General features: G+C 43.5%; 12 protein-coding genes and 1 other annotated feature. Of the genes, 7 read left to right on the forward strand and 5 right to left on the reverse strand.

The genetic code is table 11. The features are described from left to right. The first annotated feature begins 71 nt into the window (after positions 1-71). The 4 genes from thrL to thrC all read left to right on the forward strand — a co-directional run bounded on the left by thrL (position 72) and on the right by thrC (position 4,913). On the forward strand, positions 72-140 hold the full coding sequence (gene thrL, locus PSE69_RS19835; protein ID WP_071599685.1) for a thr operon leader peptide: 69 nt from the start codon (positions 72-74) through the stop codon (positions 138-140). Beyond that, positions 79-200 (forward strand) — a sequence feature (Thr leader region). Its footprint overlaps the gene before it by 62 nt. Before the next feature lie 24 nt (positions 201-224). Continuing rightward, positions 225-2,684 carry a bifunctional aspartate kinase/homoserine dehydrogenase I gene (gene thrA, locus PSE69_RS02060; RefSeq protein WP_014656818.1) on the forward strand — a complete coding sequence of 820 codons (2,460 nt, stop codon included), beginning with the start codon at positions 225-227 and terminating at the stop codon, positions 2,682-2,684. A gap of 3 nt (positions 2,685-2,687) precedes the next feature. Next, positions 2,688-3,617 (forward strand): homoserine kinase, encoded by a 930-nt coding sequence (thrB, locus tag PSE69_RS02065; RefSeq protein ID WP_004926720.1) that lies wholly within the window; start codon positions 2,688-2,690, stop codon positions 3,615-3,617. A gap of 3 nt (positions 3,618-3,620) precedes the next feature. Further along, positions 3,621-4,913, forward strand: coding sequence for a threonine synthase (gene thrC / locus PSE69_RS02070; protein ID WP_004926722.1), 1,293 nt, complete (start codon positions 3,621-3,623; stop codon positions 4,911-4,913). Between the two features lie 122 nt (positions 4,914-5,035). Here the strand turns inward: thrC and PSE69_RS02075 are convergent, their stop codons facing one another. The 4 genes from PSE69_RS02075 to yaaA form a co-directional block, all read right to left on the reverse strand. Beyond that, positions 5,036-5,638: a hypothetical protein gene (locus PSE69_RS02075; protein WP_272674920.1), complete on the reverse strand. Its 603-nt coding sequence runs from the start codon at positions 5,636-5,638 to the stop codon at positions 5,036-5,038. A 61-nt stretch (positions 5,639-5,699) separates the two neighbouring features. Further along, positions 5,700-5,918 carry a hypothetical protein gene (locus PSE69_RS02080; RefSeq protein WP_004926727.1) on the reverse strand — a complete coding sequence of 73 codons (219 nt, stop codon included), beginning with the start codon at positions 5,916-5,918 and terminating at the stop codon, positions 5,700-5,702. Between the two features lie 310 nt (positions 5,919-6,228). Next, complete coding sequence (locus PSE69_RS02085; protein ID WP_004926737.1) at positions 6,229-7,224, reverse strand: aldo/keto reductase; 996 nt, start codon at positions 7,222-7,224, stop codon at positions 6,229-6,231. Positions 7,225-7,415: 191 nt separating this feature from the next. Further along, complete coding sequence (yaaA, locus tag PSE69_RS02090) at positions 7,416-8,192, reverse strand: peroxide stress protein YaaA (RefSeq protein ID WP_004926740.1); 777 nt, start codon at positions 8,190-8,192, stop codon at positions 7,416-7,418. Positions 8,193-8,476: 284 nt separating this feature from the next. Between yaaA and tal the strand changes: the two genes are divergently transcribed. Together tal and mog are read left to right on the forward strand one after the other, a co-directional pair. Next, the gene (gene tal, locus PSE69_RS02095; RefSeq protein WP_014656817.1) at positions 8,477-9,430 is read left to right on the forward strand and encodes a transaldolase; all 954 of its coding nucleotides are present in this window, start codon (positions 8,477-8,479) and stop codon (positions 9,428-9,430) included. A gap of 309 nt (positions 9,431-9,739) precedes the next feature. After that, entirely contained in the window at positions 9,740-10,318 is a 579-nt protein-coding gene (gene mog / locus PSE69_RS02100) for a molybdopterin adenylyltransferase (protein WP_121874790.1), read from the forward strand. A gap of 55 nt (positions 10,319-10,373) precedes the next feature. On the opposite strand, the gene satP is transcribed toward mog, so the two are convergent. Beyond that, positions 10,374-10,940 carry an acetate uptake transporter gene (satP, locus tag PSE69_RS02105; RefSeq protein WP_060560957.1) on the reverse strand — a complete coding sequence of 189 codons (567 nt, stop codon included), beginning with the start codon at positions 10,938-10,940 and terminating at the stop codon, positions 10,374-10,376. 335 nt (positions 10,941-11,275) lie between these two features. Here satP and dnaK point away from each other — a divergent pair, with 335 nt between their 5' ends. Continuing rightward, the gene (gene dnaK, locus PSE69_RS02110) at positions 11,276-13,195 is read left to right on the forward strand and encodes a molecular chaperone DnaK (RefSeq protein ID WP_104873004.1); all 1,920 of its coding nucleotides are present in this window, start codon (positions 11,276-11,278) and stop codon (positions 13,193-13,195) included. Positions 13,196-13,248: the final 53 nt, after the last annotated feature.

Here is a 13,248-nt window from a genome sequence, read left to right on the forward strand (position 1 = left end):
TTTGACATTTTTGGGCAATTGCTTTAACCGTATAGGGAGCAAGTAACGAATCAAGAGACAGACAGAAATCTATGCGTAACATCAGCCTGACTACGATTATTATTACCACCACCGTAACCACAGGAAACGGGGCGGGCTGACGCATCCAAAAAATAAAAAACGAAAAAGCCCGCATCCAATCAGATGTGGGCTTTTTTTTGGTGTTAAATCAGGAGAGAAATACCATGCGTGTGCTTAAATTTGGCGGTACTTCGGTTGCAAATGACGAACGAGTACTGAATGTTGCTGACATCGCTGAAAGTAAATTGGCCGATGGGCAAGTGGCGTTGGTGCTATCTGCACCAGCAAAAATCACTAACCATTTGGTCGCAATGATTGATAAAACGGTTGCAGGTCAGGATGTCATCACGCATGTGAATGATGCAGAAATGATTTTTGCGAACTTATTAAAAGGATTAAAAGAAAAACAACCCGGTTTTGATTACGATAGACTGAAAAAACTCACTGAACAAGAATTCGCACAAATCAAACAAGTACTGCATGGTATTACTCTTCTAGGCCAATGCCCTGATAGCATTAACGCCTCAATTATTTGCCGTGGTGAAAAACTCTCTATTGCCATTATGGAGTCTGTGCTAACAGCACGCGGGCACAAAGTCACGGTGATTAATCCTGTCGAAAATTTATTAGCCGTCGGTCATTATCTTGAGTCCACTGTTGATATTAATGAGTCAACTAAACGTATTAAGGAATTAAACATCCCTAAAGACCACTTTGTATTAATGGCGGGTTTTACTGCGGGGAATGATAAAGGCGAATTGGTCGTATTAGGGCGTAACGGCTCCGATTATTCCGCGGCAGTATTAGCGGCTTGTTTACGTGCTGAATGCTGCGAAATTTGGACCGATGTGGATGGGGTATATACTTGTGACCCACGTTTAGTGCCTGATGCACGCCTATTAAAAGGGATGTCTTATCAAGAGGCGATGGAGTTATCCTACTTTGGTGCAAAAGTACTGCACCCGCGTACCATAGCACCAATCGCACAATTCCAAATTCCTTGCCTTATCAAAAACACCACTAACCTCAGTGCTCCGGGTACATTGATCGGGGATGGACAAACAGATGACAGCACTCCTGTTAAAGGGATCACCAACCTGAATAACATGGCGATGATCAACGTTTCAGGCCCCGGCATGAAAGGAATGGTTGGTATGGCCGCACGTATCTTCTCTGTGATGTCACGTAAGGGGATCTCGGTTGTACTTATTACGCAGTCATCATCGGAATACAGCATTAGCTTCTGTGTGCCTCAAGGGGAATTAGTACGTGCACGTGCTGCCTTGGAAGAAGAATTCTATTTAGAATTAAAAGATGGCGTCTTAGACCCTCTTGATGTCATGGAGCAGTTAGCCATTATTTCGGTCGTTGGCGACGGCATGCGTACTCTAAAAGGGATTTCAGCGCGTTTCTTCTCGGCATTAACACGCGGTAATATCAATATCGTGGCGATTGCCCAAGGTTCGTCTGAACGTTCAATTTCGGCAGTCATTGCCAATGAAGCAGCAACCACGGCGGTTCGTTTATGCCATCAAATGCTATTCAATGCTGAGCAAGTCATTGAAGCCTTCATCATCGGTGTGGGTGGGGTAGGAAACGCACTGATTGAGCAAATCCATCGTCAACAGCAATGGCTGAAACAAAAGCATATCGATTTACGCGTTTGTGGGATCGCCAACTCACGAGCAATGTTGACGAATATGCAAGGCATCTCTCTTGATAATTGGAAAGAAGAGTTGGCGCAAGCGACCGAGCCATTTAGCCTGAGCCGCTTGATCAGATTGGAGCGTGAATATCACTTTCTCAATCCAGTGATCATCGATTGTACTTCTAACCAAGAAATTGCCCAGCAGTATGTCAGTTTCTTAAAAGACGGCTTTAACGTTGTGACACCTAACAAAAAAGCTAACACCTTATCAATGGAGTATTACCGCCAATTACGCTCCGCGTGTGAAGTATCAAAACGTAAGTTCCTTTATGACACTAACGTTGGTGCGGGTTTGCCTGTGATTGAAAACTTACAGAATCTCCTGAATGCGGGTGATGAGCTAGTTCACTTTAGCGGTATTCTTTCTGGATCACTCTCCTTTATTTTTGGCAAACTCGACGAAGGGATGTCTTTATCTGAAGCGACGGCTCTAGCTAAAGAGAAAGGGTTTACCGAGCCAGATCCTCGCGATGATTTGTCAGGCATGGATGTCGCACGTAAGCTGTTGATCCTCGCGCGTGAAGCCGGTTATGAATTAGAGCTAGAAGATATTGAAATCGAACCCGTATTACCTGCGGAGTTTGATAGCAGTGGCGATGTGACTGAATTTATGGCTCGCTTACCGCAACTTGATCAACCGTTTGCAGAGCGTATAAAAGCAGCAGAAGCAGAAGAAAAAGTGTTACGCTATGTCGGATTGATAGAAGAAGGACGCTGCCAAGTGAAAATCGTTGCGGTTGATGGCAATGATCCGCTCTTCAAGGTCAAAAATGGCGAAAACGCATTGGCTTTCTATACGCGCTATTACCAGCCAATTCCTTTAGTACTCAGGGGCTATGGAGCAGGTAATGATGTTACCGCAGCCGGCGTATTTGCAGATATGTTGCGTACTCTATCATGGAAATTGGGAGTCTAATAAGTGATTAAAGTTTATGCGCCCGCTTCAATTGGTAATGTTAGTGTCGGGTTTGATGTATTAGGCGCGGCGGTATCGCCAGCAGATGGAACGCTGTTAGGGGATTGTGTCACTGTTGAAGCGGCTGAGAGCTTTTCTTTGACGAATAAAGGCCGCTTTGTCGCAAAATTACCGAAAAAAAATGAACATAATATTGTTTACCAATGTTGGGAACTGTTTTGCGAACGCTTTGGTAAACCGCTTAATGTTGCGATGACTCTCGAAAAAAACATGCCTATTGGTTCAGGGCTTGGCTCCAGTGCATGTTCTGTTGTTGCGGCACTGATGGCACTGAATGAGTTTGCCGGTCAGCCTTTTGATGAGACCACGTTATTAAGTATGATGGGGGAGCTAGAAGGGCGTATTTCAGGCAGTGTACATTACGATAATGTGGCTCCTTGTTACCTAGGTGGCTTACAACTGATTATTGAGCAAAACGGAATTATTTCTCAACCTGTTCCCGCTTTCGAGAATTGGTATTGGGTGATGGCGTATCCGGGGATCAAGGTTTCTACCGCGGAAGCGCGAGCTATTTTGCCAAATAGTTATCCGCGCCATGATATTGTTAATCATGGGCGTTATTTATCGGGCTTTATCCATGCTTGCCATACAGGCCAACCAAAGCTTGCCGCGACTATGATCCAAGATGTCGTAGCTGAACCTTATCGAACACAGCTACTTCCTGGGTTTGCAGAGGCGCGTAAGAATGCTTATGAAATTGGTGCACTTGCATGTGGTATTTCTGGTTCTGGGCCGACACTATTTGCCATTTGTGATGATAAACAAATCGCTGAAAAAATGGCCGATTATCTACAACAACATTATGTTCAAAATGATGAAGGCTTTGTGCATATCTGCCGTTTGGATCTCACAGGGGCAAGGACAATAGGGTAAACAATGAAACTGTATAACTTGAAAGATAATAGCGAGCAAGTGAGCTTCGCACAGGCAGTAAAACAGGGATTGGGCAAACAACAAGGTCTATTCTTCCCACAAGATTTGCCAGAGTTTAGCGCTGCTGAAATTGATGAGCTACTAAAACTGGATTTTGTCACTCGTAGTAGCCGTATTTTAACGGCATTTATTGGTGATGAGATCCCTGAAGCTGAGCTGGCGGCTCGCGTCAAAGAAGCTTTTGCATTCCCTGCTCCTGTTACTCAAGTTGAGCAAGATGTAGCGACACTAGAGCTATACCATGGTCCAACACTCGCCTTTAAAGACTTTGGTGGCCGTTTTATGGCTCAAGCACTTGCCCAAGTTGCTGGTGACCAGCCTGTGACTATTTTAACTGCAACTTCTGGGGATACAGGGGCGGCGGTTGCACACGCATTTTACCGTTTAAATAATGTGCAAGTGGTTATTCTCTATCCAGAAGGTAAGATCAGCCCACTACAAGAAAAGCTCTTTTGTACCCTAGGTGAAAACATTCACACGGTTGCAATCAAAGATGACTTTGATGCCTGCCAAGCCTTGGTCAAACAATCTTTTGATGATGAGGCGCTGAAAAAAGCATTGCATTTAAACTCAGCGAACTCAATCAACATTAGCCGTTTGTTAGCACAAATTTGTTACTACTTTGAAGCGGTTGCTCAAATCCCTGCTGAGAAGCGTGAGCAACTCGTTATTTCTGTTCCAAGTGGTAATTTTGGTGATTTAACTGCGGGCTTACTTGCTAAATCGCTGGGCTTACCGATTAAACGCTTTATTGCTGCAACTAACGTCAATGATACGGTTCCTCGTTACCTTGAAGGTGGGGAGTGGAAACCACATCAAACCGTTGCGACTTTATCGAATGCGATGGATGTGAGCCAACCTAATAACTGGCCGCGTATTGAGGAGCTATTCCGTCGTAAAGGGTGGTCTCTGAAAGAGCTTGGTTATGGAGCGGTGACCGATGAGGTGACTAAAGAAACGGTGCGTGAGTTAGATAAAAAAGGGTATGTATCTGAGCCGCACGCAGCTGTCGCTTACCGTGTTTTACGCGATCAATTACAAGATGGTGAGTATGGTTTGTTCTTAGGAACGGCGCATCCTGCTAAGTTTAAAGAGAGTGTAGAGGCGATTTTGAATAAACAACTTCCTCTACCAGAAGCTTTAGCTGAGCGTGCTGAGCTACCTCTGCTATCACACTTTTTGCCGTCGGATTTTGCGAAGCTAAGGGCTTTCTTAATGGAACGTGCACCTAAATAGCGATTTCTGGATCCATGAAACGGAAGCGATATGCTTCCGTTTCTATTTATCGTAATGATAATAGTTCATTGATTCAAATATTGATGACACGATGAGATCACGAAAGTCGGTATAGTAGAGGACTAGTGCGTAGAGCGATTTGAACTTGCACCATCTAGGCCGTTTCTGCCACCATTTGGTCCACCAAGACCTCCTTTACCCCCTTTTCCTCCTTCTGGGCCTGCATCTCCACCGTTGCCGCCATTGCCACTTCCTGAACCATGACCGCCGTTACCACCGTTGCCGCCATTGCCACTTCCTGAACCATGACCGCCGTTACCACCGTTGCCACCATGACCCCCATTCCCCCCGTTTCCGCCGTGACCATTTCCTGTACCATTACCGCCATTACCCCCGTTACCGTAGCCGTCACCATTACCGCCTCGGCCCCCGTTCCCGCCATTGATTCCGCCACTACCGCCATTACCACCATTACCGTTACTGCCGGGCTGTGCATGGCCCCCATCTCCTCCATTACCATTATTGAGTCCATTGCCCCCATTACCGCCGTTGGCACCATTACCTCCATTTCCACCATGATTCACATAAAAGATATTGTGCTCACTCGAAATCGCATGTGGTGGCGTTGTGCTGTGTAGTGGATTGTTGTAACTGAGTGAATGGCTTGATATTGCGGGAGTTAAGAAAAATAGCGTGCTGATAGTGAGAAGCCATTTTCGTTGCATAGTTTCCTCCGACCCCCCTCCATTTAGAAGGGGGGAATAATCATATAAGATTACGAGTTAATTACCGACCATTACCACCGTTGCCGCCATTGCCACCGTTACCACCATTGCCGCCGTTACCCCCGTTTCCGCCATGACCACCGTTACCACCATTGCCAAAGTATTGGCCCGATACTGAGGTCGGATCCATTAGCATATCAAGGAGTTGATATTGAGGAAGAGAAGCGAAAGATAATGCAGGGGTAAACAGAGAAGCGATAAGGATATGTTTTATTTTCATATAATATTCTCTTGGTTAAATGAATTAAACAAACTGCTATTTCAGTTTATTTGTTCATTTTTATTTATCAATAAAAGTGGGCTTTTAGAATGTATTGTATTTAAAATATCCTGATTTATAAGAAATTATTTATTTAAACGGTGAATTAATTTAATATATTCCTTCAAATAATATTAAATTAATTTATTGACTTGTGATCAGCAAAAAAAGAAGCCACGAGACAGTTAATCACTGTTTTTGTGTTGAGGGGGGAAGTTGGTATGGCGCTGCCACTTCATACTCGGAATACAAAGGAGCAGCGGATAAGCGCTTAAATGGCGTCTTCTAAGATAAGTTCAATGGTTTTTAGCTCTTCAGGTGTAAATTCGCGGTTTGCCATCATACCGAGAGCGTCATCAATTTGGCTAACTCGACTTGCACCAATGAGCACAGAGGTGATCCTATCATGGCGTAATACCCAGGCTAGGGACATTTGGCTCAATTTTTGGCCTCTTTGCAAAGCAAGTTCATTCAGTTTTTTCACCCGAGCGAGTACCGCGGAGGTTAGCCTTTCTGGGGGAAGAGAAGGGTTGCTTGCCGCCCTTGAATCGGCAGGAATACCGTTTAAGTAACGGTCGGTAAGTATGCCACCTGCAAGCGGCGAATAAGCTATGGAGCCGACGCCTTCATCTTCAAGCACATCAAGTAATTCATCTTCTGGATCACGGACTAACATGGAATATCTAGGTTGATGGATTAGGCAAGGCGTACCTAATTGGTTAAGGATCTCAATCGCTTCTTTTGCAAGCTCGGCAGGATAGTTAGAGATCCCAACATACAGAGCTTTACCTTGGCGTACGATCAGATCAAGGGCGCCCATTGTTTCTTCAAGAGGAGTATCAGGATCTGGGCGATGGTGATAAAAAATATCAACATAATCTAGACCCATGCGTTTTAGGCTTTGATTAAGGCTGGCAATTAAATATTTTTTACTGCCCCAATCACCATAAGGGCCATCCCACATGGTAAATCCAGCTTTTGATGAAATGATCATTTCATCTCGGTAAGGTAAAAAATCTTGTTGGAGTATTCGTCCAAATAGGCTTTCTGCTGCGCCCGGCGGAGGACCATAATTATTGGCGAGATCAAAGTGGGTGATCCCATGGTCAAAAGCATACCTTAACATGGCTCGGCAGTTATCCGGGGATTTGTTGTCACCAAAATTGTGCCAAAGACCTAAAGAGATTAGTGGGAGCCTTAACCCGCTGCGACCACATAGGCGATATTCCATATCCGTGTAACGATCAGTATTTGCAATATAAGGCATACTTCACCTCCAAATAGTTGGCAGAGACCTAAACGATACTGACACAAATGTCATTTTCGCTATGGTGAATCAATGCTAATTTTTAACCAAAATACAAATTTTTAGTAAATATGTGATGGAGGATAAAAAAGAGACAATATTGCCGAGTCGTGAGTTAGGTGATCACACTAGCGACCACCTTATTTAGGGGATTAATGTTGTTCAGGACGGGTAAAGACCAGCTCATTTCCTTTGGATTGGCTCTCATCGAATTGGTAACCTTCAAGGTTAAAATCAGCCAATTGATCTGTTTTGGTTAGCTTATTTTGAATAATAAAGCGGCTCATCAAACCACGTGCTTTTTTAGCATAGAAACTGATCACTTTATATTTGCCATTTTTTTCGTCAAGGAAGACCGGTTTTATGATGACACCATCTAATTTTTGGCTATTAACGGCTTTAAAATATTCATCTGAGGCAAGGTTGACTAATACATGATCGCCTTGATCTGCAAGCGCTTTGTTGAGCTTGTCGGTGATGATATTGCCCCAAAATTCATACAAATCTTTGCCTCGAGGGTTTTTTAGGCGCGTTCCCATTTCAAGGCGGTAAGGCTGCATTAAATCGAGAGGGCGTAATAAGCCATATAGCCCTGATAAGATACGCAAATGCTGCTGGGCAAACTCAAAGTCCTGTGCAGAAAATGTTTCAGCTTGCATACCTGTATACACATCCCCTTTAAATGCAAGAATAGCTTGGCGCGCATTTTCAGGCGTGAAATCCGCATGCCACTCACCAAAACGTGCAGCATTGAGGCCAGCCAGTTTATCGCTAATTTTCATTAAGCTTGAGATGTCTGCTGGAGATAGTTTGCGGCAAACCTCAATCAGTTGCTGTGACTCATTCAGTAATTCAGGCTGTGTGAAAGAGTGTGTTGCGAGCGGGCTTTCATAATCTAATGTTTTGGCAGGTGAGATTGTGATGAGCATAGCAAGATCCCTATAATAAAATGACGACGACCACTTTAACAAAAATTGCCATTAAATAGCTAATCGGTGAGATAAGTAAAAACAATTTTTCTATTTTGTCGTACTGTGATTATGCTTATTCGAAGCTAAAAGGATTCAGTTTTAATTTAAATTGCGAAAACGATTGCATATCAATTAGTTGCTATAGAATAGTTTTAGTCGCTTGCAGCAACTTGGATGCGTGATATTATCATTGTACGGTGCGGCGTTTGCCTCAATTCCTTTATAACAACGAGATTAAAGAAATGACCGATAAATTAACCTCCTTACGTAGTCTGACCACCGTTGTTGCTGATACTGGCGATATTGAAGCGATGAAGCTTTATAAACCACAAGATGCGACAACTAACCCATCTTTGATTCTAAATGCAGCACAAATTCCTGAATATCGTAAACTGATTGACGAAGCGGTCGAGTGGGCCCGTAAACAAAGCAGTCATCGTGAACAGCAGGTTGTTGATGCTTGTGACAAATTGGCAGTCAACATCGGTTTGGAAATTCTAAAACTGGTTCCAGGCCGTGTTTCAACGGAAGTTGACGCACGTCTGTCTTATGATGAAGAAGCGTGTATCGCTAAAGCGCGTCGTCTGATTAAGCTGTACAACGAAGCGGGTATCAGCAATGACCGTATTCTGATTAAGTTGGCTTCAACTTGGCAAGGCATCCGTGCAGCTGAGAAATTAGAAAAAGAAGGCATCAACTGTAACTTAACCCTACTTTTCTCTTTTGCGCAAGCTCGTGCATGTGCGGAAGCAGGTGTTTATCTGATTTCACCATTCGTTGGTCGTATTCTTGACTGGTACAAAGCGAATACCGATAAAAAAGAGTATGCACCGCAAGAAGATCCAGGTGTTATTTCTGTGACTGAGATCTATAACTACTACAAAACCCATGGTTACAAAACCGTCGTTATGGGCGCAAGTTTCCGCAATGTTGGTGAGATTTTGGAACTGGCGGGTTGTGATCGCCTAACGATTTCACCTGCACTGTTAAAAGAACTCTCTGAAGCGCAAGGCGAAGTTGTTCGTAAATTAACTGACTCTGGTAAGACAAAAGAGCCAGAAGCTAAACTGACTGAATCTCAGTTCTATTGGCAGCATAACCAAGATCCGATGGCAGTAGATAAACTGGCTGAAGGTATCCGCAAATTTGCTATTGACCAAGAAAAACTGGAAAAAATGATCGCAGAGCTACTGTAATTTCTGCCTTCACTTTTTATGAGAACCCAGTGTCTTCACTGGGTTTTTTGCATTTTGGATCAGTGAGTACCAAATACAAAAGAGCCCCTGATAAGCAACCTGAATATTATTTAACTAAATGAAATCATTGACGACGCGGCTAATGCTGAACGGCCTACATTTCTTCATGTATTTTCACTAAGCAATATCGCGATACTTAGCACTGAAACCTTATATTTCCCATGATATGATAACCTACGTATTAATGCGCGTGATTTGCGGGTGCTGCCCGCAATGAGCACTTTTTATTGGTTATTTATTGAGGTTTGTATGGATGAATTGCGCATAGGTTTGGTTTCAGTTTCTGACCGTGCTTCAGGTGGTATTTATGAAGATAAAGGGCTCCCATCCTTAGAAGCATGGCTTGCGAAAGCGCTGACAACACCTTTTCGTATTGAAACTCGCCTGATCCCTGATGAGCAAATCATGATAGAACAAACATTATGTGAGCTAGTGGATGAGTTTGCCTGCCATTTAGTACTGACAACTGGTGGTACAGGCCCCGCACGTCGTGATGTCACGCCAGATGCAACATTAGCGATTGCCGATCGCGAGATGCCTGGTTTTGGTGAACAAATGCGTCAAATTAGTTTAAAATTTGTGCCAACGGCCATTCTTTCTCGCCAAGTGGGGGCGATACGCAATCAAGCATTAATCCTCAACTTACCGGGTCAACCTAAAGCCATTGCAGAAACACTGGAAGGGTTAAAGGATGCGGAAGGGAATGTCATCGTCTCTGGGATTTTTGCTAGTGTGCCTTACTGTATTCAACTGCTCGATGGGCCTTATGTCGAAACGGATCCGAGTGTTGTGAAGGCATTTAGGCCAAAGTCGGCGATCCGCTCTTAAATCATGATTATTAAGTCAGGTGAGGTTCACTCACCTGACTTGCTTACGACGACGATTAACAGCGCTGTCCTATTGGTAAAACAGTTTTGCCATATTGCTCATTCAACACTTCAGCCATTGCTAAGTAGAATGCACTTGCGCCACAAACAATCCCTTCAAAGCCTGCGATCGTTAAAATAGTGCTATTGCCTGTTAAATTACCGATGGCTAACAATGCAAACAGTATGGTTAAGCTGCCAAAAACAAATTGCAAAACAAAATTGGCTTTTAATGTTCCAAGGAACATAAAGAAGGTGAAGATTCCCCAAATCAGTAAGTAAACCCCTAAAAATGCAGGTCCGGTTGGCTCTGCTAAGCCCAGCGTGGGCAAAAATAATAGGCCAACTAACGTTAACCAAAACATCCCGTATGAGCTAAAGGCTGTTGCGCCAAACGTATTTCCTTTCTTATATTCAATAAGTCCGGCTATCACCTGAGCAATACCACCATAAAAAATCCCCATGCTCAAAATCACTGATGAGAGAGGGAAAAAACCTGCATTATGGAGATTGAGCAGAATTGTAGTCATACCAAAGCCCAATAAACCAAGTGGACCCGGATTAGCAATAGAGCTGGATTGCATATAACCTCTGGTGAAAAATGATTAAAATTCAAAAAGATATAAAATTTTTTGCCAGCTTGTTTAGGTTGGCGGCGAATCATACGCAGTTTTTTTTGCTGAAACAATGATCGAAAGACAGGTTTTTTTGCAAAAAATATGAAATTTTTTTAAGTCATCCCCTTGATGAATGAATTTACGACCCCATCTTTAAAGCATCACTCGTTATCAGTCGAATAATTGTGTAAAGCAAAAAAATTGAGCCTCGGAGTAAAAACTCCCTTGAAAATGAAATATTGAGCCTCATATAGATTGGTAATGAAATTGAACAAAAAAGAATTCCTTTGGAGGCGTTTTAGATGGGTAAAATTATTGGTATCGACTTGGGTACAACTAACTCATGCGTTGCAATTATGGATGGCACAGCTGCTCGTGTTCTTGAGAACAGCGAGGGTGATCGTACTACTCCTTCCATCATTGCGTACACACAAGACGGTGAAATTTTGGTCGGTCAGCCAGCAAAACGTCAGGCAGTGACTAACCCTGAAAATACATTATTTGCGATCAAACGTCTGATCGGCCGTCGTTTCCAAGACGAAGAAGTTCAGCGCGACGTGGCTATTATGCCATACAAAATTATTGCGGCAGATAACGGCGATGCTTGGTTAGATGTAAAAGGCCAAAAAATGGCTCCACCACAAGTTTCGGCTGAAGTTCTGAAAAAAATGAAAAAAACAGCAGAAGATTACTTGGGTGAGCCAGTAACAGAAGCTGTTATTACTGTTCCTGCATACTTTAACGATGCTCAGCGTCAAGCGACAAAAGATGCTGGCCGTATTGCTGGTCTTGATGTTAAGCGTATCATCAACGAACCAACAGCCGCAGCATTGGCTTATGGCTTAGATAAAGAAGTGGGTAACCGTACTATCGCAGTTTATGACTTAGGTGGTGGTACATTTGACCTATCAATCATCGAAATTGATGAAGTTGATGGTGAAAAAACATATGAAGTGCTGGCAACCAATGGTGATACTCACTTAGGTGGTGAAGACTTCGATAACCGTTTGATCAACTACTTAGTTGAAGAATTCAAAAAAGACCAAGGTGTTGACCTACGTAATGACCCGCTGGCAATGCAACGTCTGAAAGAAGCGGCTGAGAAAGCGAAAATCGAACTTTCTTCTGCACAGCAAACAGATGTTAACCTGCCGTACATTACAGCAGATGCAACAGGTCCTAAACACATGAACATCAAAGTGACTCGTGCGAAATTAGAGTCGCTGGTAGAAGATTTAGTTAAACGTACCATGGAGCCTGTTAAGGTTGCGCTACAAGACGCTGGCCTAAGCGTAAATGACATCAACGATGTTATTTTGGTTGGTGGTCAAATCCGTATGCCTTTGGTACAAAAAGCAGTTGCTGATTTCTTTGGGAAAGAACCACGTAAAGACGTGAACCCAGATGAAGCCGTTGCAATAGGTGCAGCAGTTCAAGGTGGTGTGTTAGCGGGTGATGTTAAAGACGTGCTGTTACTTGACGTAACGCCACTGTCTTTAGGTATCGAAACAATGGGTGGCGTGATGACTCCGTTAATTCCGAAGAACACCACTATCCCAACGAAACATAGCCAAGTGTTCTCAACAGCAGAAGACAACCAAGCTGCAGTAACAATCCATGTTCTGCAAGGTGAACGTAAGCGTGCCGGTGATAACAAATCACTGGGTCAGTTTAACTTAGATGGTATTCAACCAGCACCGCGTGGTATGCCACAAATCGAAGTTACGTTTGATATCGATGCTGATGGTATCTTGCATGTATCAGCGAAAGATAAAAACAGTGGTCGTGAGCAAAACATTACCATTAAGGCTTCTTCCGGTCTGAACGACGAGGAAATCGAAAAAATGGTACGTGACGCGGAAGCGAACGCTGAAGCAGACCGTAAATTTGAAGAGTTAGTTCAGGTTCGTAACCAAGCTGACCAACTGATCCACGGTACGCGTAAGCAAATTGAAGAAGCAGGCGATAAACTGCCAGCAGAAGATAAAGCGAATATCGAAAAAGCAACATCTGAGCTAGAAGTAGCAATCAAAGGCGAAGATAAAGCAGATATCGAAGCGAAGATCCAAGCTTTAGTAACTGCTTCAGCTAAACTTCTGGAAATTGCACAACAACAAGCTCAAGCTGGCTCAGCAAATGCTGGCGCAGGCGCAGAAGCGAAGAAAGATGACGATGTTGTTGATGCTGAGTTCGAAGAAGTTAACGATAAAGACAAAAAATAATGCCCTTAGCGGGCGCAGTGACCTTGCTAATGGTTATTAATGGTTACTGATAC

Origin of the sequence: Providencia sp. PROV122 (assembly GCF_028482365.1) — a bacterium.
Lineage (GTDB): Bacteria > Pseudomonadota > Gammaproteobacteria > Enterobacterales > Enterobacteriaceae > Providencia > Providencia stuartii.